Source organism: Streptomyces gottesmaniae, assembly GCF_031845845.1.
GTDB lineage: Bacteria > Actinomycetota > Actinomycetes > Streptomycetales > Streptomycetaceae > Streptomyces > Streptomyces akebiae.
Genome location: NZ_JAVRFJ010000022.1, coordinates 74,880 through 96,852, shown reverse-complemented (window position 1 = coordinate 96,852; position 21,973 = coordinate 74,880). Strand labels below are relative to the sequence as shown.

16 protein-coding genes, 4 tRNA genes and 1 other RNA gene are annotated in these 21,973 nt (G+C 71.3%); 9 read left to right on the top strand and 12 right to left on the bottom strand.

Annotation, left to right across the window (positions count from 1 at the left end):
* Positions 1-52 precede the first annotated feature (52 nt).
* The 3 genes from purL to purS are packed head-to-tail and all read right to left on the bottom strand — an operon-like array spanning position 53 to position 3,248.
* On the bottom strand, positions 53-2,311 hold the full coding sequence (gene purL / locus RM704_RS24480) for a phosphoribosylformylglycinamidine synthase subunit PurL (RefSeq protein ID WP_033526751.1): 2,259 nt from the start codon (positions 2,309-2,311) through the stop codon (positions 53-55).
* Positions 2,308-2,988: a phosphoribosylformylglycinamidine synthase subunit PurQ gene (purQ, locus tag RM704_RS24475; protein ID WP_033526750.1), complete on the bottom strand. Its 681-nt coding sequence runs from the start codon at positions 2,986-2,988 to the stop codon at positions 2,308-2,310. Before purQ ends, purL begins: the two co-directional genes overlap by 4 nt.
* A complete protein-coding gene (gene purS, locus RM704_RS24470) occupies positions 2,985-3,248 on the bottom strand; it encodes a phosphoribosylformylglycinamidine synthase subunit PurS (protein ID WP_033526749.1) in 264 nt (87 codons plus the stop codon). Before purS ends, purQ begins: the two co-directional genes overlap by 4 nt.
* Positions 3,249-3,589: 341 nt before the next feature.
* Between purS and RM704_RS24465 the strand changes: the two genes are divergently transcribed.
* From RM704_RS24465 to RM704_RS24430, 8 genes are all read left to right on the top strand, one after another.
* Positions 3,590-3,907, top strand: a complete 318-nt coding sequence (locus tag RM704_RS24465; RefSeq protein WP_033526748.1) for a histone-like nucleoid-structuring protein Lsr2 — start codon at positions 3,590-3,592, stop codon at positions 3,905-3,907.
* A gap of 159 nt (positions 3,908-4,066) precedes the next feature.
* A tRNA-Gly gene (locus RM704_RS24460) sits at positions 4,067-4,138 on the top strand.
* Positions 4,139-4,218: 80 nt separating this feature from the next.
* Positions 4,219-4,291 (top strand) — tRNA-Gly (locus RM704_RS24455).
* A 162-nt stretch (positions 4,292-4,453) separates the two neighbouring features.
* A complete protein-coding gene (locus tag RM704_RS24450) occupies positions 4,454-5,581 on the top strand; it encodes an ABC transporter ATP-binding protein (RefSeq protein WP_311591211.1) in 1,128 nt (375 codons plus the stop codon).
* Entirely contained in the window at positions 5,578-6,411 is an 834-nt protein-coding gene (locus RM704_RS24445; protein ID WP_052145975.1) for an ABC transporter permease, read from the top strand. The genes RM704_RS24450 and RM704_RS24445 overlap by 4 nt, the downstream gene beginning before the upstream one ends.
* A 13-nt stretch (positions 6,412-6,424) precedes the next feature.
* Positions 6,425-7,837, top strand: coding sequence for a sensor histidine kinase (locus RM704_RS24440; protein ID WP_033526747.1), 1,413 nt, complete (start codon positions 6,425-6,427; stop codon positions 7,835-7,837).
* Positions 7,834-8,466, top strand: a complete 633-nt coding sequence (locus tag RM704_RS24435; protein ID WP_033526746.1) for a response regulator transcription factor — start codon at positions 7,834-7,836, stop codon at positions 8,464-8,466. Before RM704_RS24440 ends, RM704_RS24435 begins: the two co-directional genes overlap by 4 nt.
* Positions 8,467-8,489: 23 nt before the next feature.
* Positions 8,490-8,562 (top strand) — tRNA-Gly (locus RM704_RS24430).
* 64 nt (positions 8,563-8,626) lie between these two features.
* Here the strand turns inward: RM704_RS24430 and RM704_RS24425 are convergent.
* From RM704_RS24425 to ffs, 6 genes are all read right to left on the bottom strand, one after another.
* The gene (locus tag RM704_RS24425) at positions 8,627-9,526 is read right to left on the bottom strand and encodes a phosphoribosylaminoimidazolesuccinocarboxamide synthase (protein ID WP_033526745.1); all 900 of its coding nucleotides are present in this window, start codon (positions 9,524-9,526) and stop codon (positions 8,627-8,629) included.
* A 108-nt stretch (positions 9,527-9,634) separates the two neighbouring features.
* Complete coding sequence (locus RM704_RS24420; protein WP_033526744.1) at positions 9,635-11,158, bottom strand: N,N-dimethylformamidase beta subunit family domain-containing protein; 1,524 nt, start codon at positions 11,156-11,158, stop codon at positions 9,635-9,637.
* A gap of 238 nt (positions 11,159-11,396) precedes the next feature.
* A complete protein-coding gene (locus tag RM704_RS24415) occupies positions 11,397-13,643 on the bottom strand; it encodes a membrane protein (RefSeq protein ID WP_033526743.1) in 2,247 nt (748 codons plus the stop codon).
* A 441-nt stretch (positions 13,644-14,084) separates the two neighbouring features.
* Positions 14,085-15,338 (bottom strand): phosphoribosylamine--glycine ligase, encoded by a 1,254-nt coding sequence (purD, locus tag RM704_RS24410; protein ID WP_033526742.1) that lies wholly within the window; start codon positions 15,336-15,338, stop codon positions 14,085-14,087.
* A 192-nt stretch (positions 15,339-15,530) separates the two neighbouring features.
* Positions 15,531-18,047 carry a DNA polymerase III subunit gamma and tau gene (locus tag RM704_RS24405; RefSeq protein WP_311591209.1) on the bottom strand — a complete coding sequence of 839 codons (2,517 nt, stop codon included), beginning with the start codon at positions 18,045-18,047 and terminating at the stop codon, positions 15,531-15,533.
* 45 nt (positions 18,048-18,092) lie between these two features.
* Positions 18,093-18,189: signal recognition particle sRNA small type (gene ffs, locus RM704_RS24400), an RNA gene on the bottom strand.
* Positions 18,190-18,330: 141 nt separating this feature from the next.
* On the opposite strand from ffs, the gene RM704_RS24395 reads away from it, so the two are divergent.
* Positions 18,331-18,418: transfer RNA gene (locus RM704_RS24395), tRNA-Ser, on the top strand.
* 62 nt (positions 18,419-18,480) lie between these two features.
* Here RM704_RS24395 and RM704_RS24390 read toward each other — a convergent pair.
* The 3 genes from RM704_RS24390 to RM704_RS24380 form a co-directional block, all read right to left on the bottom strand.
* The gene (locus RM704_RS24390; RefSeq protein ID WP_033526673.1) at positions 18,481-19,764 is read right to left on the bottom strand and encodes a tyrosine-type recombinase/integrase; all 1,284 of its coding nucleotides are present in this window, start codon (positions 19,762-19,764) and stop codon (positions 18,481-18,483) included.
* An 84-nt stretch (positions 19,765-19,848) separates the two neighbouring features.
* The gene (locus RM704_RS24385; RefSeq protein WP_033526674.1) at positions 19,849-20,076 is read right to left on the bottom strand and encodes an excisionase family DNA-binding protein; all 228 of its coding nucleotides are present in this window, start codon (positions 20,074-20,076) and stop codon (positions 19,849-19,851) included.
* A gap of 340 nt (positions 20,077-20,416) precedes the next feature.
* Positions 20,417-21,964 carry a YfjI family protein gene (locus tag RM704_RS24380; RefSeq protein ID WP_033526675.1) on the bottom strand — a complete coding sequence of 516 codons (1,548 nt, stop codon included), beginning with the start codon at positions 21,962-21,964 and terminating at the stop codon, positions 20,417-20,419.
* Positions 21,965-21,973: the final 9 nt, after the last annotated feature.

Below are 21,973 nucleotides of genomic sequence, written 5' to 3'. Positions count from 1 at the left end.
AAGCCCCGCCCGGACGTGTCGATCCGGGCGGGGCTCCGTCGTACGTGGACTACTACGCCAGCAGCGCCGGGATCGTGCCCTCGTGGGCCGTGCGCAGCTCCTCCAGGGTGAGGGTGAACTCGCCCTGGATCTCGACCACGTCGCCGTCCACGACACCGATGCGCGTGACCGGGAGGCCCCGGGCGCCGCACATGTCGTTGAAGCGGACCTCCTCGGAGCGGGGGACGGCCACGACGGCGCGGCCGGCCGACTCCGAGAGGAGGAAGGTGAACGCGTCCAGACCGTCGGGGACGATCAGGCGCGCGCCCTTGCCGCCGAGCAGCGCCGACTCCACGACCGCCTGGATCAGGCCGCCGTCGGAGAGGTCGTGCGCGGAGTCGATCATGCCGTCGCGGGAGGCGGAGATCAGGATCTCGGCGAGCAGGCGCTCGCGCTCCAGGTCGACCTGCGGGGGCAGTCCGCCGAGGTGGTCGTGGACGACCTGGGACCAGGCCGAGCCGCCGAACTCCTCACGGGTGTCGCCGAGCAGGTAGAGCAGCTGGCCCTCCTCCTGGAAGGCGACCGGCGTGCGGCGCGCGACATCGTCGATGACGCCCAGGACCGCGACGACCGGGGTGGGGTGGATGGCCACCTCGCCCGTCTGGTTGTAGAGGGAGACGTTGCCGCCGGTCACCGGCGTGCCCAGCTGCTGGCAGGCGTCCGCCAGACCGCGTACGGCCTCGGCGAACTGCCACATGACCGCCGGGTCCTCCGGGGAGCCGAAGTTCAGGCAGTCGGAGACGGCGAGGGGCTTGGCGCCGGTGGTGGCGACGTTGCGGTACGCCTCCGCCAGGGCCAGCTGGGCGCCGTGGTACGGGTCCAGCTTGGCGTAGCGGCCGTTGCCGTCGGTCGCGATGGCGACGCCGAGGCCGCTCTCCTCGTCGACGCGGATCATGCCGGAGTCCTCCGGCTGGGCCAGCACCGTGTTGCCCTGCACGAAGTGGTCGTACTGGCTGGTGATCCAGGACTTGGAGGCCTGGTTCGGGGAGGCGACCAGCTTCAGGACCTGCTCCCGCAGCTCCTCGCTGGTCGACGGGCGGGGCAGCTTGTTCGCGTCGTCCGCCTGGAGCTCGTCCTGCCAGGACGGGCGGGCGTAGGGGCGCTCGTAGACCGGGCCGTCGTGCGCGACCGTGCGGGGGTCGACGTCGACGATCTTGCCGCCGTGCCAGTAGATCTCCAGACGGTCGCCGTCCGTGACCTCACCGATCACCGTGGCGATGACATCCCACTTGTCGCAGATCTCCAGGAACCGGTCGACCTTCTCCGGCTCCACGACCGCGCACATGCGTTCCTGCGACTCGCTCATGAGGATCTCCTCGGGCGAGAGCGTCGAGTCGCGCAGCGGTACGTCGTCCAGCGTCACGCGCATGCCGCCGGAGCCGTTGGAGGCGAGCTCGGACGTGGCACAGGACAGGCCGGCCGCGCCGAGGTCCTGGATGCCGACGACCAGCTTCTCCTTGAACGCCTCCAGGGTGCACTCGATGAGCAGCTTCTCCTGGAAGGGATCGCCGACCTGCACGGCGGGCCGCTTGGAGGGCTTGGCGTCGTCGAAGGTCTCGGAGGCCAGGATGGAGGCGCCGCCGATGCCGTCGCCGCCGGTGCGGGCCCCGTAGAGGATGACCTTGTTGCCGGCGCCGGAGGCCTTGGCGAGGTGGATGTCCTCGTGCCGCATGACGCCGATGGCACCGGCGTTGACCAGCGGGTTGCCCTGGTAGCAGGCGTCGAAGACGACCTCGCCGCCGATGTTCGGCAGACCCAGGCAGTTGCCGTAGCCGCCGATACCGGCGACGACGCCCGGCAGGACGCGCTTGGTGTCGGGGTGGTCGGCCGCGCCGAAGCGCAGCGGGTCGACGACGGCGACCGGGCGGGCGCCCATCGCGATGATGTCGCGGACGATGCCGCCGACACCCGTGGCCGCGCCCTGGTAGGGCTCGACGTAGGAGGGGTGGTTGTGCGACTCGACCTTGAAGGTGACCGCGTAGCCCTGCCCGACGTCGACGACGCCGGCGTTCTCGCCGATGCCGACGAGGAGGGCGTCCGACTGGGGGGCCTTCTCGCCGAACTGGCGCAGGTGCACCTTCGACGACTTGTACGAGCAGTGCTCGGACCACATGACCGAGTACATGGCGAGCTCGGCACCGGTGGGCCGGCGGCCGAGGATCTCGACGACCCGCTCGTACTCGTCCTTCTTCAGGCCCAGTTCGGCCCAGGGCAGCTCGACGTCGGGGGTCGCGGCCGCGTGCTCGACCGTGTCCAGAGGCGTCCGGCTCATGCGTTGACCAGCTTCTTGAGGATCGAGGTGAAGAAGGGGAGGCCGTCGGTGCGGCCGGTGCCGATCAGCGGCTCCACGGCGTGCTCCGGGTGCGGCATGAGGCCCACGACGTTCCCGGCCTCGTTGGAGATGCCGGCGATGTCGTTGAGCGAGCCGTTGGGGTTGAAGTCCAGGTAGCGGAACGCGACCCGGCCCTCGGCCTCCAGCTTGTCCAGCGTGTACTGGTCGGCCACATAGCGGCCGTCCATGTTCTTCAGCGGGATGTGGATCTCCTGGCCGGCCGTGTAGTCGGTCGTCCAGGCGGTGTCCGCGTTCTCCACCCGCAGCTTCTGGTCGCGGCAGATGAAGTGGAGGTGATCGTTGCCGAGCATCCCGCCCGGGAGGAGGTGGGCCTCGGTGAGGATCTGGAAGCCGTTGCAGATACCGAGGACCGGCAGTCCGGCCTTCGCCTGCTCGATGAGCGTCTCCATCACCGGCGAGAAGCGCGCGATGGCGCCGGCGCGCAGATAGTCACCGTAGGAAAACCCGCCGCACAGCACCACGGCGTCGACCTGGTGGAGGTCCTTGTCCTTGTGCCAGAGAGCGACGGGTTCGGCACCGGCGAGCCTGATCGCGCGCTGTGTGTCCCGGTCGTCGAGGCTGCCGGGAAAAGTGACGACGCCAATACGTGCGGTCACTTTCCGACCTCCGCGACTTCCTCCACCTTGACGGTGAAGTCCTCGATCACGGTGTTGGCGAGGAAGGATTCCGCCAGTTCGTGGATGCGGGCGAGCGCGGCGTCGTCCACCGGTCCGTCAACTTCCAGTTCGAATCGCTTTCCCTGACGTACGTCGGAGACGCCCTCGAAACCGAGGCGCGGCAGCGCGCGCTGCACCGCCTGGCCCTGGGGGTCGAGGATCTCCGGCTTGAGCATGACGTCGACTACGACGCGTGCCACTGGCACTCCCGGTGTGTGGTGCTGAGCAGGTTCCTTCAGACTACCCGTACAAAATTTCTACGCGGGTAGATTCGTAGGAATCTACAGGGATTCCGGGTGACGGCGGTCACGATCAGGTATCGGACGATCACCGTCGCGAAAACTTCCGGGAAAGATCCCGGATCCCTATTGCGCGAGGGACACGCGGGCGGATTAAGTCTGTCTTCACAATGCAATGCCGGGCACTGTACAAATGAATTGGCAATAGCCGATACTTTGCCCAATTAACAGCCGGACAGCCGACATCTCCCTGACGTCACGGCACGTCAACGGAGAGATGTCGCACGAAGGGACCGATATTCGTGGCGCAGCGTGTCGTGGTCACTCTCTCCGACGACATCGACGGCTCGGAAGCGGCGGAGACGATCGCCTTCGGACTCGACGGCAAGTCGTACGAGATCGACCTGAACGAAGCCAATGCCAAGAAACTGCGTAAGGCGCTCGCGCCCTACGTGGAGGCCGGCCGCAAGCGGTCGAAGTCGGGCAGCGTGTACAAGCAGACCCAGGTGGCCCCGGACCCCGCGGCCGTACGCGCCTGGGCCCAGGCCAACAAGCTGGAGGTCCCCGCACGCGGCCGGATCCCCAAGAGGGTCTACGAGGCGTTCGCCGAGGCACAGTAGGCGCGTCCCCGTCGGCCGTCCTCAGGGCCCGTCAGCGGGCCCCGGGGACGGCTGACTTGGACGTCGGCGGCAACCGACTTGCGTTGCCCCCCGGCGGATCAGCTAGAGTCTGGAGCACGCCGAGGGGCAAGGCCGAAAGGCCCGGCTCACCGGAGTCACGCGGGTGTAGTTCAGTAGTAGAACATCCCCCTTCCAGGGGGAAGGCGCAGTGTGCAATTCCTGTCACCCGCTCTGGATCACTTACCGAACCACTGTTGTGGATCAGGTAAAGTAGTCCTCGCGCCGATCGGTGGGAGCCGGTCGGAGGCAATGCGGACGTAGCTCAGTTGGTAGAGCGCAACCTTGCCAAGGTTGAGGTCGCGAGTTCGAGCCTCGTCGTCCGCTCTGGAAAGCAAGACCCCGGTCCACTCGGCCGGGGTCTTCTTCGTGTTCCCACAGCCGTGCTTCTCGCTCTCCTCCCGCCCGTCTCCCTCGTCTGACATTTGTCATGCCGGGTGATGACAGCGCGCACTGCCTCTCGGCCCGTACCGCCGGGACGCTGGAGACATGAAGACGAAGGGGGACGAGGACGTGAACACTCACGGTCACGAGAAGGTGATCGAGGTCACCGACCTGCGGCGCGTGTACGGGGGCGGTTTCGAGGCCGTACGGGGGATCACGTTCTCCGTCGGCCGGGGGGAGCTTTTCGCACTCCTCGGCACCAACGGTGCGGGGAAGACCTCGACGGTCGAACTGCTGGAGGGGCTCGCACCGCCGTCCGGCGGCCGGGTGCGGGTTCTCGGGCACGACCCCTACGGGGAGCGCGCGGCCGTACGCCCCCGGATCGGCGTGATGCTGCAGGAGGGCGGCTTCCCCTCCGAGCTGACCGTCGCGGAGACGGTACGGATGTGGGCCGGCTGCACCAGCGGGGCCCGTCCCGTCGGCGAGGCGCTGGAGGTCGTGGGGCTCGGGCGGCGGGCCGGCGTACGGGTCAAGCAGTTGTCCGGGGGTGAGAAGCGGCGCCTCGACCTGGCGCTCGCGCTCCTCGGGCGCCCCGAGGTGCTGTTCCTGGACGAGCCGACCACCGGGCTCGACGCGGAGGGCCGCCAGGACACCTGGGAGCTGGTGCGGGAGTTGCGCGACGCGGGGACGACCGTGCTGCTCACCACGCACTACCTGGAGGAGGCGGAGGACCTGGCCGACCGGCTCGCCATCCTCCACGAGGGGACCGTCGCCGCGACCGGCACCCCGGCCGAGGTGACCGCCTCCCAGCCGTCCCGCATCTCCTTCGAACTGCCCACCGGGTACTTCCTCGGCGACCTGCCGCCGCTCGGCGAACTCGGCGTCACCGGACACGAGGAGAACGACCGCGTGGTGGTGCTGCGCACGAACGAACTGCAACGGGCGGCCACCGGGCTGCTGCTCTGGGCCGAGCGGACCCGGGTCGAACTGCGCCGGCTGGAGGTGCGGTCCGCCTCGCTGGAGGAGGCGTTCCTGCGGATCGCACGGGAGACGGCGGCGGCGGCGGAGGCGGCGCGTGCGGGCGCGGGCGGGGAATCCGGCACGGGTACGGGAGCCGGCGGCCGGGGTCCGGGGGTCGGCGAGAGCCGACGCGTCGGGACGGGAGCCGGATCCACCACGGACTCGGGACTCCTTTCGGGCACGGGAACACGCAAGGACGGGATGACGGCATGAGCGTGACCACAGGCACCACGGGCACGGCGACGGGCGCGGGCGCGGAGCCCGTCGTCACGGTCGGCACCACGACCCTCAGGAGCCGGATGACCGCGCTCGCCCGCGCCGAGCTGACGCTGCTGGGGCGCAGCCGGGCCACGCTGGTCACGGCGCTGTTCGTCCCGCTGCTGCTGCCGCTCAGCGTCCGGTCGGCGACCGACCAGATGGACCTGGCGGAGGTGGGGCTGAGCGTCGGGATGGTCATCCTCCCCGCCGCCATCGGCTTCTCCCTGCTCTTCGCGATCTACACCGCCCTCACCAACGTCTACGTCGTGCGCCGCGAGGAACTCGTCCTCAAGCGGCTGCGGACCGGTGAACTGCGTGATCCGGAGATCCTGGTCGGGGCGGCGCTGCCCGCCGTCGGCATCGGCGTCGCGCAGTGCCTGCTTCTCGCGATCGGCTGCACGATCCTGCTCGACATCGGCGCGCCGGCCGCGCCCCACCTGGCCGTACTGGGTGTGCTGCTCGGTGTCGCCCTGTGCGTGGCGCTGGCCGCGGTCACCGCGAGCTTCAGCCGTACCGCCGAGAGCGCACAGGTCACCAGCCTGCCGCTGATGTTCGTCTCCCTGCTGGGCTCCGGCATCACCGTGCCGCTCGAAGTGCTGCCCGACCGGGTGGCGTCCATCTGCGAACTGCTGCCGCTCAGCCCCGTCATCACCCTGGTGCGGGGCGGCTGGACCGGCGACCTGTCCGCGTACGACGCCCTGGGCGCCGTCGCCACCGCGCTGGCCTGGACCGTGCTCGCGGTGTTTGCTGTACGGCGGTGGTTCCGCTGGGAACCGCGCCGATGAGGGGAGTTGAGCCATGCGGGGGCCGGGGTCCTGGTGGCGGGGGAAGAGCACACCGGCCAAGGTGGAGACGTACACGCGGTGGTCGTTCCACTCGTTCGCGGTGATCGAGCTCCTCGCTTTCGGGCTGCCGCTTCTCAGCAAGGTTCCGCTGCCCCACTCGGGCTGGCTGTTCCTGCTGGTGTGCGTGCACGCGGCGCTCGGCGCGACGACCGCGGCGTGGGCACTCGACTGGGTGCGGGGCACCCGCGAGCAGCCACTGCGGCTCATGTGGGCACTCGGCGTGGTCAGCGCGCTGCTCGGCGGCATCGCGTTCGCCCTCGGCGACCGGGCGAGCGACGACTCCGCGGCCACCGTGCTGGGCTCGATGTTCGCCGGAGTGCTGATGTTCGGCCTCGGCCTCGTCACGCTCGGCATCCGCAGTCGGCGGCGCGTGCTCCACCTGATCGCGGGCTTCGCGGGCGGCTTCGGAGCACTGGCCCTCGCCCTGGGCGCGGACGCCGCCGACGCGTTGGCCGCCTCGCTCCTGGTGCTGGTCAGCACGTCCTTCTTCGCCTTCACCTCCGTCTTCTCCGTCTGGCTCCTGCGGGCCGTCTACGAACTCGACGACGCCCGCGACACCCGCGCCCGTCTCGCCGTCGCCGAGGAGCGGCTGCGCTTCGGACGCGACCTGCATGACGTGATAGGCCGCAACCTCGCGGTCATCGCCCTGAAGAGCGAGCTGGCCGTCCAACTGGCCCGCCGGGAAAGGCCCGAGGCGGTCGAGCAGATGATCGAGGTCCAGCGGATCGCGCATGAGTCGCAGCGCGAGGTGCGGGAGGTCGTACGGGGGTATCGGGAGGCCGACCTCGGCGTCGAACTCTCCGGCGCGCAGGGCGTGTTGGCGGCGGCCGGCATCGACTGCTCGGTCGACGGGGCGGACACCGCCGGACTGCCGGGCGAGGTGCAGTCCGCGCTCGCCTGGGTGGTACGGGAGGCGACGACGAACGTCCTGCGGCACGGGAACGCCGACCAGTGCGCTGTGGTGCTGCGGGTGGGAGAAGGGCAGGTGGTGCTGACCGTGGAGAACGACGGGATTCGGGCGGGCGGCGGCGAGGAGGCGGGCGCCGGACGTTCCGTCGGTTCCGGTTCCGGGGCCGGGACCGGATCCGGTTCGGGGCTCGCCGGGCTGCGGGAGCGGCTGGCGGTCGTGGACGGGACGCTGGAGGCGGGTCCGGTGGACGGTGAGGCCTTCCGGGTGGTGGCACGGGTGCCGCTGAGGTCTGCGGGCTCAGCGGATTCTGCGGACTCGGCGGACTCGGCGGGTCCGACCGGAACAATCGGCTCGACCGGCTCGACCGGCTCGGTCAGGGCGAAGGGGGCCGGGTCGGCTTCGCGAGGTGCGGGAGCGGCTGTCGGGTCGGCTGTGGTACGGGAGAGCGCTTCATGACCGGCGTACCGGAGGCGGGGCGGCGGGTACGGCTGTTGCTCGCGGACGACGAGCATCTGATCCGGGGGGCGCTGGCCGCGTTGCTGGGGTTGGAGGACGACCTGGTGGTGATCGCGGAGGCGGCGAGCGGGCCGGAGGCGCTGGCGATGGCGCGGGCGCACGAACCGGATGTCGCGGTGCTGGATCTGCAGATGCCGGGCGCGGACGGTGTGAGGGTCGCCACATCGCTGCGGGCCGAACTGCCCGGCTGCCGCGTGCTGATCGTGACCGGTCACGGGCGGCCGGGACACCTGAAGCGGGCGCTTGAAGCGGGTGTGCGCGGGTTCGTCCCCAAGACCGTCAGCGCACAGCGGCTCGCGGAGATCATCAGGACCGTGCACGCGGGGAACCGTTATGTGGACCCGGAGTTGGCCGCCGACGCGATCTCCTCCGGGGACTCGCCGCTGACCGCGCGGGAGGCCGAGGTGCTCGAATTCGCTGCCGACGGTGCCCCTGTCGCGGAGATCGCCGAGCGGGCCGCGCTGTCCCAGGGGACGGTCCGGAACTATCTGTCGTCGGCGGTCTCCAAGCTCGGCGTGGAGAACCGGCACGCGGCGGTGCGGCTCGCCCGGGAGCGAGGTTGGGTATAGTAGGCCTCGCGCCACGGCGCAACGCGGACGTAGCTCAGTTGGTAGAGCGCAACCTTGCCAAGGTTGAGGTCGCCAGTTCGAACCTGGTCGTCCGCTCGGCAAAGAAGACCCCGGTCCCCTGGACCGGGGTCTTCTTCGTGGTGGGTGCGCTGTGCGCTGGCTAGCTCCAGCTCGTGCCCGTCAGCCGCTCGTACGCCTCCACGTATTTGGCCCGGGTCGCGGCGACGATCTCCTCGGGCAGCGGCGGCGGGGGCTGCTCGCTCTTGCGGTCCCAGCCGGAGGCCTCCGAGGTCAGCCAGTCGCGGACGAACTGCTTGTCGAAGGACGGCTGGGCGTGGCCCGGCTCCCAGAGGTCGGCCGGCCAGAAGCGGGAGGAGTCCGGGGTGAGGACCTCGTCGGCGAGGACGAGGGTCTCGCCCTCGTAGCCGAACTCGAACTTGGTGTCGGCCAGGATGATCCCCCGGTCACGGGCGATGTCCCGGGCCCGGCTGTACACGGCCAGCGTGGTCTGGCGCAGCTGGGCGGCGGTCTCCGCGCCGACCTGGCGGGCGACCTCCTCGTACGACACGTTCTCGTCGTGCTCGCCGACGGCGGCCTTGGTGGCCGGGGTGAAGATCGGCGCCGGCAGCTCGGAGCCGTCGACCAGGCCTTCGGGAAGGGCGAGACCGCAGACCGTACGGGAGTCGTTGTACTCCAGCAGGCCCGAGCCGGTGAGGTAGCCACGGGCGACGGCCTCGACCGGGACCATCGCGAGCGACTTGCAGATGAGGGTGCGGCCCGCCCAGTCGGCGGGGGCTTCCGACGGGAGTTCGGTGCTCAGGACGTGGTTCGGGACCAGGTCGGCGAGCTGGTCGAACCACCAGAGGGACAGCTGCGTGAGGACCCGTCCCTTGTCCGGGATCTCGGTCGGCAGCACCCAGTCGAACGCGGACGTTCGGTCGCTGGCGACCATCACGAGGTCGCCCGCCTCGTTCTGGTACAGCTCGCGCACCTTGCCGGTGTGCAGATGCACCAGGCCCGGAACCTGGAGCGGCTCGGGCTTTTCTACGAATCCGGACACGGTTCCTCCCCGTGGTGATGTCCAAGTGGCTCGATTCTCCCGTACGGGGCGACCGATCTTGCCCAGGGGTCGCCTCGCCGAGACTCGAGGCCGGACTCGGCAGGGAACTCAGTCACGTTTGCAGATGCGGTCCAGGAGGTTTGCGGTGGCTCGTTGGACCCGGGTGTCGACGTGGCCCGGTCGGTCCAGGGCCGGGGACCACGCGAACGTTCCGGATGCGAAGACCCAGGCGCCGGAGGGAGCTCGGTAGAGGGAGGTCTCCTGGTGACGGACGACGTCGTCGGCGTCCCGGTACGGGGAGTGGGCGAGGAGGATGCGGCCCTGGTGCTCGGGGAGCGGCGTGCGCGGGAAGTAGCGGTCGGCCTCACCGGCGACCATGCCCTCCAGCTCGTCGTTCTCGTGGGCGCCGGTCGCGTCCCAGAGCCAGTGGTCGGCGTTGCGCACGACCAGGGGGTGGGGGTCGGGGACCCGGCCTTCGTACTGGATGCCCATCAACTGCTGCTCGGGGCGGTCGATTTCGCGCCACAGTGCGGGTTTGCCGGGACCCCGGCGTTTTCGGCAGGTGAGGAGACGGTCGGGGACCCCGGACGGGGACGGGCCCAGCTCCACCTGCCAGTACATGGTGTTGGAGGAGAGGAAGACGAGCGAGGTGCCGCTGTCCCGGGCGAGCTCGGCGGTGCGGCGCATCTGCGGCGACCAGTACTCGTCGTGGCCCGGGAAGACCAGCCCCCGGTAGCGGGCCGGGTCGACGCGGCCGGAGTGCAGGTCGCGGGCGTCGGCGTAGGCGAGGTCGTAGCCGTAGCGCTCGGCCCAGCGGATGAAGTCGTAGGCGTGGCCGACGTGCAGAGGGAGGCCCGCGCCGGCGTACGGGCGGTCGAAGGAGACGGTCGTCGCCGCGTCGGACTCGCCGAGCAGCCGTCCGTCCTCGTCCCAGGCGTGGTAGAGGCTGGCGCCGGTGCGGCCGTCCTCCGGATACAGGTTGTACGCCTGCCATGTGATGTCCGGGAGCAGGAGCAGCAGGTCGGCCTGGCGGTCGTCGCGGATGGTGAACGGCACGTGGGAGCGGTAGCCGTCGGCGGTGGTCAGGACCGCCACGTACGCGCCGACGTTCCAGTACGTCGGGATCTGCAGGCGCCACGAGAGCCACCAGTGGTGGCAGGAGACCGTACGGTCGGCGGTGAGGGGCGGGGGCTGGACGATGCCCGAGAGGCGTGGGCTGGTGATGATCTTCGCCGCGCCGTCGCCGCTGTAGTGGCCGATGCGGTAGATGTCGACGCCGAATTCCTGGGGCGGGTCGACGGTGATGTGGAAGTCGATGGACTCGCCGGGGGCCGCCGCGCCCGTCGCGGTGAAGCCCTTGATCTGGCGGCGCACGTCGTCGGCGGAGCGGGGGCCGCCCGGCGCGGTACGGGGGGCGGGAACGCGGGCTCGCGTGCCGGTGCGGCCGCCTTTGGCCGGGATGTCGGGCTCCGGCGGGCCCGGCTCGACGTACCAGGGGACCACTTGGCCCGTGTCGTCGAAGTAGGTCACATTGCCCCGAAGCCAGGGGACGGGGCCCTGACCGAAGGGGTCCGTCACCGCGTGGGCGAGTGCGCCCGACTCCCAACGCCGAATGTGGTGCTCCGAGCCCATGAATGGTCCCCTCCCTCGTCCCCCGTGAGCTTCGCAAGCCCTTGCTATGTACGCGATCGGTCCCAGCACATCACATTACGCACGCGCTCCGTCACCGTTCGTTGCTAATTGGCGAGAGTGGAACAGATGGCTCCGGATGGGGAGTTGGGCTGGGCGGGTGGCCGGCATGTGCTGCCGCAGGTGGGGCGGGGGCTTGGGCGAGGAGTCCGGCGGGTGGGACGGGGCGGGGGCCCGTGTTTCAGACCAGGCGGACCGGCTTCTCCGGGCGCACGCCGAGGCGGCGGAGCCAGTCGCGGAGGGGAGCGGGATCGCCGTCCTCCACCAGGGTCAGGACCCTGGGGGCGAGGTCGGCCGCTCGTTCGCCGTCGACCAGGAGGGAGGGGCCGTCCAGCCAGTCCAGACCGGGCGTCGCGCCCGCCGTGTCCATCGCCGCGCAGCAGACCATCGCGGTGACGTGTTCCGCCAGCAGCTCACGGCCCGTGCGGGGCGGCTGCATCGGGAAAAGCGGCAGCAGCCCGTCGTCCCACAGCGCCCGATCCGGCCCCTGCGCCTCGGCTCCGCCGCCCGCGGTGGACACGGCAGCCGGGGTCGCGGCCTCCTCCCGCGCCAACTCGGCGGTCAGCGCGGCCGCCAGGCCGGCGGAGCGGGCGTTGGTGAGACCGGGTTCGTCGTCCTCACCGAGCCCGGGACCGCCGTCGACGCCGCCGATGCTGGCGCCGGCGTCAAGGTTGGCGGGGAAGTCGGCGGCGACGCCGATATCGGCACCGGCCCCGCCACGGTCGCCGCCCTCGCCCTCGCCCTCGCCGAGTTGGGATATGTGGTCCCGGTCCGGCTCCTGGTCGGGGTTGTGCTCATGTCGGCGGTCGGCGTGGGGGCCTTCGGCGGCCCGGTCACCGTCGGCGGCGTCCCCGGCGGGCGGCTCATGCCTGGCGGCGGTGGTCGGGGCGGGCCGTTCGGCGTCGGGCGCCGCGGTGCGGGGCTCGTGGTCGGCGGCGTATCCCTGGTGCCGGTCGTGGGCAGCGGCTTCGGACGCCTGGTCCGTGGTCGGGGCCGGGGTGGGGATCGTCGGCGTCGTCAGGGTCGTCAGGTGGTTCAGCACGCGGGAGAGGGTGGGGCCGCCGGGGGCCGGACCGGTGGGGTCCGGGGTCGGGTCGCTCGTGGTGCGGCGGACGCCCAAGGTGTCGAGGACCCGGTGGAGTCGAGCCGCGTCGGTGCGCCATTTGCGGTCGACGACCTCGTCCGGGTACTCGTGCCAGTCGACCGGGGACCAGTCGGCGCCGGACTCGGCCGGGCCACCGTGGAAGAGGCGGGCCGCGAGCAGGGACGCGGCCTCGTCGACCGTGCCGGGCTCTTCGAGGAGGTCGCAGGCGGGGCGCTCGCCGAGTCGGGAGGCGAAGCCCTCGGCGAGGCGGTCGCGCCGGGACAGCTCCGTGAGCGCGGCGACGACACCCGCGTCCAGACGGGACGGCCAGCGGCCCATCCGCCAGGCGGGCAGGGCGACCCGGGTGAGGAGGCGGTCCCAGCCCGCGTAGGCCAGGCCGACCTGCTCCTGGGCGACGATCCGCAGGCCGTAGTCCACAGCCTGTGCGCGCTCGGCCGCCGCCGCGGCGACCCCGCGCTCCATCTCGGCCGCGTGCCCTCGGCAGCCACGCAGGAGCAATCGGGTGACCCAGCCGACCCCGGCCAGCACCGAACGCACGAGCGGTCCGTGCGTCGGCGAGGAGGTGACGGCCACGGCCGCGTCCAGCCCGCGCACGAAACGGCGGGCCGCCGCTATGTCCGGATGCGCCGAAGGTCCCGTACCGGCGACGACGGGGGCCAGCACCGCCCGTAGCTCCCCGACCCGCATCCACCACAGGAAGGGTGAGCCGATGACGAGCACCGGGGCAGTGGGCGGGTGGTGCCGACGGGGAGAGGAGAGTCCGGTCTCCCCAGCTGATCGCGGACCCGAGTGCGGGCGGGGTGACGATCCGCGGGCGTCCGTCGTCTCGTCGGCCCGGTCGGTGCGCGCGGCGCCGGTGCGCGTGCCGGCCGACCCGGGACCGGCGGTCTCCGATCGGGGCGCGGGCGAGCTGTGGGACGGGTGGGTGCGGTCCTCCAGCCAGCTGTCGCAGTCCGGGGTGAGCGCTATCGCTGAGGGGGCCGGGACATCGAGACGGTCCGCCAGATCCCGGACCAGACGGTAGAGGTCGGGGGCCGCCTGTTCGGTGATCGAGACCGTGGGGCTCACCGCGGGCCGAGCGCGGGCGACGACCAGCGCGATGCCGGTGGCGGCGAGGAGCACCACGGCGGCGATGCCGCACACGATCCAGCTCGCCATGGACCAGCCCGGCCCGGTCAGATGGCCGGTCGACCCGCCGGCCAGAAGGACGACGGCGGCCGCCGCGGGCAGCAATGCCACGGCCAGCGCCCTGCTGCGGACCCGCAGCACGGCGAGGGCCCGGGAGCGCGCGGCCTGCGCGCCCGCCTCCTCACCACCTGCCATACCGGTCACGACCCGACGTCACCCCCTGCTGTCCCGTGTGGCGCACACCGCGACGACTGCGACGACTGCTCGTCGAAGTGGTCACCGCCGAATGCCCTGCCGTTGCTCACTCCCCCACTGTGGCACCCACCACTGACATCGCAATGCCGGTGAGCCAAGTGCCGGAATGCTTGCGCCGCACCCTAGTTGGGGGCCCGGCCGTCGTCAGCCGGATAGACCATCGCTCACTCGATGGAATGGCTTTGGGGAGAGGTGGATGACGCTGGGCAAGGATCGGGCCCCGGATTCCGAAGGAGATTCCAGGGGTTCCTGGGGGTCTCCGAGGGTTTCCGGGGCCTGAGGTTCGTACCCGTTGGTGATGCTTCGCATGCGGATGTCGCGAAGAGGGTGGATGTGTTCGGTTGTGTGGAGGGTCGCAGCCGGGCGCGACGCCTCAGCCGCTCAGGCCTCGGCCGCTGCCTTCGCCGCGATGTCCGAACGGTGCTGGGAACCGTCCAGGCCGATCCGGGCGACGGCCGTGTAGGCGCGGTCGCGGGCCTGGGTGAGGTCCTTGCCGGTGGCCGTGACGGAGAGGACGCGGCCGCCGGCGCTGACGACGTGGTCACCGGCGCGCTTGGTGCCGGCGTGCAGGACGTACGCGTGCGGGGCGTCCACCGTGGCGACCTCGTCGAGGCCGGTGATCGGGTCACCGGTGCGCGGTGTGCCGGGGTAGTTGTGCGAGGCCACGACCACGGTGACGGCCGCGTCGCCGCTCCAGCGCAGGGGTTCGAGGTCGCCGAGGCCGCCGGTGGCGGCGGCGAGCAGGACACCGGCCAGCGGGGTCTTGAGACGGGCGAGGACCACCTGGGTCTCCGGGTCGCCGAACCGGGCGTTGAACTCGATCACCCGTACGCCTCGGCTCGTGATCGCCAGCCCCGCGTAGAGCAGGCCGGAGAACGGGGTGCCGCGGCGCCGCATCTCGTCGACGGTCGGCTGGAGCACGGACTCCAGGACCTCGTCGACCAGCTTCGGATCCGCCCACGGGAGCGGCGAGTACGCGCCCATGCCGCCGGTGTTGGGGCCCTCGTCGCCGTCGAGCGCGCGCTTGAAGTCCTGGGCGGGCTGGAGGGGGACGACCGTCACGCCGTCGGTGATCGCGAAGAGGGAGACCTCGGGGCCGTCCAGGAACTCCTCGATGACGACCCGGCCGCAGGCGAGCGCGTGCTCGCGGGCCTGGGCGAGGTCCGCCGTCACGACGACGCCCTTGCCGGCCGCGAGACCGTCGTCCTTCACGACGTACGGCGCGCCGAACGCGTCCAGGGCCTCGTCGATCTCCTCGGCGGTGGTACAGACGTACGACCGCGCGGTGGGTACGCCGGCCCCGGCCATGACTTCCTTGGCGAAGGCCTTGGAGCCCTCCAGCCGCGCCGCCTCGGCGGACGGACCGAACACCGGGATGCCCGCCTCACGCACGGCGTCGGCGACACCCGCGACCAGCGGGGCCTCCGGCCCCACGACCACCAGGTCGGCCTCCAGTCGTGTGGCCAGCGCTGCCACGGCGGCGCCGTCCAGTGCGTCGACCGAGTGCGACTCGGCCACCTCCGCGGTGCCCGCGTTGCCGGGGGCGCAGTGGAGTGCGGTGACATCGGGGTCGAGGGACAGCGAACGGCACAGCGCGTGCTCACGAGCACCGGTACCAATGACGAGGACCTTCACGGGCCCAGCCTAGCCGGAGGGGGCGGGGGGCTTTGTAGGGGCTTCCGAAGGGTGGGACGGCGATGGTTTGTCGGATCGCACGAACGGGGTGGGGTCAGGGTGACCCTCGCGCTCCCGAGTCGTGCGCCCGTACCCTCCGTGACGCGGCCGCTCGCACGCGGGCCCGCGCCACCCCGACCTCTCGCTCTCTCGCTACTCGTTCGTGATCTCCTCGACCACCGTCGCGCCGAGTTCGCGCACGATCAGTTCGTGGCCGGAGAGGGCCGACTCGTCGAGGTCGGGGTCGTCGTCCTCGGGGATGTCGTCCTCGGGGGAGACGGGCGGGGGCTCGGGAGCCGGGGGCGGTACGGGAGCGGCGGGCTGTGCGGCCGGAGCCGACTGGTGGGGCGCGGCCGTGCCCGGGGATGCCGGGCGGGAGGCCGGGGCAGGGGTCTGGGGCGGGCCGGGACGGGATGCCTGGGCCGGGGAGCCGCCGTAGCCCCCGGTGCCGCCACCGCCGTAGCCGCCTCCGTGACCGCCTGCGGCCGGGGCGGCAGACCCGTAGCCGCCGGGGGTGGCCGGAGGGGCCGAGCCGCCCGAGGTGTCGATGACGGCCTCGATCTTCCAGTGCACGTTGAACTGCTCGGCCAGGGCCGCCCGCAGGACGTCCTCGCTGCCGCTGCTCGCGAAGTTGTCGCGGGCGCCCGCGTTGACGAAGCCGATCTGCAGCGTCGTGCCGTCGAAACCGGCCACGTGCGCGTTCTGGCTGAGCAGGATCCAGGTGAAGCGGCGGCGGTTCTTCACCGTCTCCAGGATGTTGGGCCAGAGCGTGCGGGGGTCGGGCCCGCCCGGGGCGGGGTTGTAGGCGGCGGTCGGGGCCGGGGCCGCCGCGGTAGGACCGGGCTGGGCGTACGCCTGGGGTGCGGGCGCGGCCGGGCCGGGGGTGGGCGCGGACGGGGCCCCGGGCGCGGAGCCGCCACCGGCGGGCGCGGCCGTCGGCCATCCGCCGGGTCGGCGTCCACTGCCGGCGCCGGCCGGCGTGGGCCAGGAGCCGGGAGCGGCGCCGCCGGGGGCGCCCGACGCGCTGGGCGGGGGAGAGATCGTGGAACCCGCGCCCGGCTGGGCGGGAGCGGTGGGGGGCCCTGCCGGAGCACCGCTCGCGGCGGCGGCCGGGGCGATCGGCGCGGCCTCGTGGGGTGCGGCCGGAGCCACCCCGGTGGGACCACTTCCGCCCGGACCGGCCGCCGGCCCGCCGGCGGCGCCCCCGGAGCCGTACGCGTCCGATCCTGGACCCGGCACGGGGCCGGCACCCGGCGCACCCGCACCGGAACCAGACCCGGCGCCCGCCCCCCGAACCGCGGCCCGAGCCGCCGCGGGCCCGCCGCCCGGCGGAACCTGTGCGGCGGCCGGAACCTGCGCCGTGTGCGGAGCCTGGGGGGTGTGCGGAGCCTGGGCGCTGTGCGGAGCCTGGGCGCTGTGCGGAGCCATGCCCATCGGAGGGGCCGCTCCCCCGTGCGCGTCGGGACCTGGCACGTATCCCATGGCCGGGGCGGCGCCGCCGCCGGAGAAGTTCACGCCTCGTTCCAGGCGGTCCAGGCGCGCCATGACGGACCGTTCGTCGCCGTAGGTGGCGGGGAGAAGTACGCGAGCGCAGATCAGTTCGAGCTGGAGGCGGGGCGAGTTGGCGCCGCGCATCTCGGTGAGACCTTCGTTGACCAGGTCGGCGGCACGGCTGAGCTCGGCGGCGCCGAAGACGCCGGCCTGGGCCCGCATCCGCTCCAGGACATCGGCGGGGGCGTCGATCAGCCCCTTGTCGATGGCGTCCGGCACGGCAGCCAGGATGACCAGGTCCCGCAGCCGCTCCAGCAGGTCGGCGACGAACCGCCGCGGATCGTTGCCGCCTTCGATGACGTGGTCGACGACCTCGAAGGCCGCGGCTCCGTCCCCGGAGGCGAAGGCCTCGACGACCGAGTCGAGCAACGACCCGTCCGTGTAACCGAGCAGCGAGGTGGCCATGGCGTACGTCACGCCCTGGTCCGTCGCACCGGCCAGCAGCTGGTCCATCACGGACATCGAGTCACGCACGGAGCCGGCCCCGGCGCGCACGACGAGCGGGAGGACACCCTCCTCGACCGGGATCTTCTCCTGGCCGCAGACCTCACCGAGGTAGTCGCGGAGCGTGCCGGGTGGGACGAGCCGGAACGGATAGTGATGCGTACGCGACCGGATGGTCCCGATGACCTTCTCGGGCTCGGTGGTCGCGAAAATGAACTTGAGGTGCTCCGGCGGCTCCTCGACGACCTTCAGCAGCGCGTTGAAACCGGCCGACGTGACCATGTGGGCCTCGTCGATGATGTAGATCTTGTACCGGCTGCCCGCAGGCCCGAAGAAGGCCTTCTCCCGCAGGTCACGGGCGTCGTCGACGCCACCGTGCGAGGCGGCGTCGATCTCGATGACGTCGATCGACCCCGGTCCGTTGCGGGCCAGGTCCTGGCAGGACTGGCACTCCCCGCACGGGGTGGGTGTGGGCCCCTGCTCGCAGTTCAGGCACCGGGCCAGGATGCGCGCACTGGTCGTCTTGCCGCAGCCGCGCGGCCCGCTGAACAGGTACGCGTGATTGACCCGGTTGTTCCGCAACGCCTGCTGCAGCGGACCGGTGACATGCTCCTGCCCGATGACCTCGGCGAACGACTCCGGGCGATAACGGCGGTACAGCGCGAGAGACGACACGCATACGAGGTTATAGGCGCCCACTGACAACCCGGCGCCCAAGACGACGAAGACCCCTCACGCACCCGCCAGAGCCAACCTACCCTTGCTGCCTTCCGGCCCTGGGGGAGTTCAGTCAGATAGCGCCGCGTGAGGGGCTGCACCCAGCCTACCCGATCCCCGGGGGCCGCCTACCCGCCTCCCCACCCCTCGCTCCCACCTCGACCCCACCTCGGACCCACCTTGATCACCCGTCGTCGAACGAGTTCGCAAGCACCCTCCGCCGTCATGTAATGTTTCCGGCGGAGGATTCGCCTAGAGGCCTAGGGCGCACGCTTGGAAAGCGTGTTGGGGGCAACCCCTCACGAGTTCGAATCTCGTATCCTCCGCCAGTGCCTCACCGGGCACGATGTCGAAGGGCCCCACCGCAAGGTGGGGCCCTTCGACGTTGTCCTCAGGCCTCGTTGTCCTGGTTTTTGTCCACAGCGGGTGTCTCCGGGCTTCCCCAGATGGCTTCGGCGATCTTCCGGGCGACGTCCTTGAGCATGGCGTCCGGCACATGGAGGTACCGCGCCCGCATGCTCGCGGAGGTGCCGGGCTCCCACCCCATGATCTGGTCGATGACGCGGGCCGGGACTCCGAGCAGCATGAGCACGGTGGCGGCCGTGTGCCGGGCGTCGTGCAGCCGCCCGTTCCGGACCCCCGCGTCTTCCAGCAGCCGTTTCCAGTCGTGATAGTCCGTGTTCGGGCTCAGCGGGCCACCCAGCGGCTTGGTGAACACGTAGTCCGACTCGGTCCACAGGTCGCCGGCCGCCTTGCGCTCTCGCTCTTGCGTCTCGCGGTGTGCACGGAGCATGGCGACCAGCGGGCCCGGCAGGGGGACGGCGCGGCGGCCCGCGCGAGATTTGGTGTTCTTGGTCTCACGTCGGACCTGCACCTTGGCTGGGCAGTAGCCCGCCTTCCGACCGCACGGCGAGGCTTCCGGGCATCCGTGCTCGTACCGGGGCCGCAGACGGTTCCGGCGTAGCTTCAGGTACTCGTTGTCCAGGTCGACATCAGACCAGCGGAGTCCGAGCGTCTCGCCCTGCCGCAGCCCGAGCGCCAGGGCGAGCATCCACCGGGCACTGTTCCGACGCTTGTTGGCTTCAAGCAACAGGCACTGAACCTCTTCCACGGAGTAGGGCTCCACCTCGGCTTCGTCCTCTTCCATCCGCGGTGGCTTCGCCAGCGCGGCGGCATTCTTCGCCGCGTAGCCACGCCGTACCGCCTCCCCCAGCGCGGTTCGGGCGGTGCGGTGGGCCTGGTGAGCCGTACCGGCCTTGCGCTCCCCGTTCGCCTGCATGCGGCGGTACAGGCTTTCCAGGTGCTCGGGCTGCAAGCGGTCAAGGCGGTGCTTGCCGACACCGGGCACGAGGTGCACGCGAACGGCCACCTCGTAGCCGTCGTAGGTGTTCTCGCTGACAGTCGGCTTGGCGATGTTCTCAACCCAGTGCTGAAGCCACTTCTCGACTGTCCACGCCTTGCCCGGCTGTTGCGCCGAGCCCGCGTCACGCTGCTTCTCCAGCTTTTTGACTTCCTCGACCAGGTCATCACGCGTCTTGCGCGTCAGGTGTCGGCGGTAGGGCTCCCCGTTGTCCTTGTAGCCCATCGGTACACGGGCGTGCCAACGACCGTCTTTCCCGAAGTAGATCGCCGACTCGCCGTTGGCGCGGCGGGTGCCCTTCTTCTTCTCTGCCACAGGCAGGCTCCTGTTTCTTGGTGTCGGGATGGAGTCCGGGGCGGTGGGCTGTCCTGTCCGGGAGTGCCACCGCCCCGGGCCTGGTCAAGCGGCGCGTTGGGCTGCGCGGAGACGGGCGACGTACGCGGCCGGGGCGTCGGCAGGGACGCGGCGGAGTCGGCCGACGGGTACGGACTCCAGTTCTCCGGAGCGGATGAGCGCGTAGCAGGTGGTGCGGCCGATGCGGAGTCGGCGGGCGGCCTCTTCGACCTTGAGGAGAACCAGGGTCGGGTCTTCGGTCGGGGCGAGGGGAAGGGTGGTGGGTTCGTCCACGGCTCACTCCTGTGGGGCTGAGTTCATGGGCAGGTGCCGCCGCACAAACCGCAATATCCGCAGAAACCCCGGGGATGGCCGTTGACCTGCGGTGTTGTGGTGTACAGGTGGCGGCGGGTGGTGCTCCGCAGAAACCCGCGATATTCCGCAAAAATCAGAGGCGGCCGTCGACCGGCCCCGGACGCGAGGGTGGTGCTCGTTTTTTGCGGAATATCGCGGGATTGTGCGACGGGGCCCCGGCCCGGATGGGGCGGGGACCGCGCCGCAGGTCAGCGGGGGTGTCCGGGGTTTATTGCGGATTTCGCGGTTTGTGCGGGAGGGGTTGTGAGCGCGGCCGGGGTCACCGACCGCCCTGCCGCAGGGCGGGGTGGGCCAATAGGCGGGGCGCCGGGGGGCGTCCGCGCTTGCCGGTGCGCTCGGGTTGGTAGGACCGCAGGTATCCGTGCTCTTCCAGCAGCGCGAGGGCGGGTTCCAGGTCGGCAACGGTGGGCACCTCGCTGCGGGACAAGACGCTGAACACGTCCCGCCGGCTTACGTCCTCCCATCCGTTGTCCCGCAGCGCTTCCAGCACGCTGCGGGCCCGGGACAGGACCGGGTCGGCGCCCATGACGTCGAACACGGCGAGGGCATGGGCGGTGTAGTACTCCCCCAGCTCGATCGCCGCGCGCATGGTGTCGACGGTGACAGGGTGGGCGTAGCCGTTGCCGCCGTGTTCGGCGAGGTGCAGCAGCGCGGCCATACGGGCGGTCGCCCCGGCAAGCTTTCCCGCCCAGTTGGAGATGTGGCCCAGCTTGCCGCCGCGCGCCTTAAGCTGCGGTTCGATGCGCTTCTGATAGGCGATCAGCGCCGCGTCCGCCTCCGGGGTGAGCTGGATGACGGCCGGGTCGGTCCACTCCGCCAGGGACAGGGTGAGGTCGACGACCCGGGCGGTGTAGGCGGCGGCCGTCTCTTCCGGGACCGGGTCGGTGATGATCTCGCGTTCGCCGACCGTGGACACCGGCAGGGAGTACAGGAAGCGGGCCAGCAGTCCGCGTCCCTCGAACCCCTTCACCTTCCCGATGTCCCTCAGCACGTCGGGCTGGACGGCGAGGCCGATGGTGAGGGCGGGGGCGTCGATGTACTCGCGGCGGGTCTGCCGGTTGACCCTCAGCCGGTCCCCTGCATGTCCCTTGAGGAAGACTTCCATGTTGGGGGCGCCGGAGTAGCGGCCGGCGATGATGTCGAAGATGCCGCCCTCAGCGCTCATCACCGACAGCCGGCCGCCCTGTTCCGCCATGAGCGAGGTGACCGTCTCGGGTGTCGAGTCGTCCGCCAACAGCACCGGTTCGGCGGGGACGGTGAGCGTGTCGGCCGTCTGCGCGAGGCCAACGGCGGTCGCCACCATCTCATCCCGCTTGTCCCCGTCGGCGGACGCGGCCTTGGCGGCGGCCTTGTCCGCCGCTTCCTTGGCCAACCTCGCCGTCAACTCCGCTTCCACGATCACCGGCTTCATCGCGGTCTTGAGCTGCTTCTCAGCCTCATAGAGGGGGTTGGTCAGCAGCGCGAAGACGGCGGACTTGCGGTTGGCGGGCGGGAGCGCCACCACGGTGTAGAGGTTGGTGGGCTCACGCCAGTTGCCGCGCACGTGGACCACCGACCGGCCGCCGGCCGCCGTGGCGAGCACGGCGAGGGCGATCGAACCGGCGAGGTCGACCGGGGTCTGCGTCTCCTGTGCGACGGCCGCCACGAACTCCCCCAACCAGGCGGGGAGGACGTGGGCGGGGAACGCCGGACGCTCACGGCGGCCAGTGAGGGGAATGGGGTCCTCCCACACGTCCGGTGCCGCGTCGTCCTCGCCGGGCGGGTCTTCCAGGGTGGGCAGTCCGGCCCACAGGTCGGGACTGTCCACAGGCTGTGG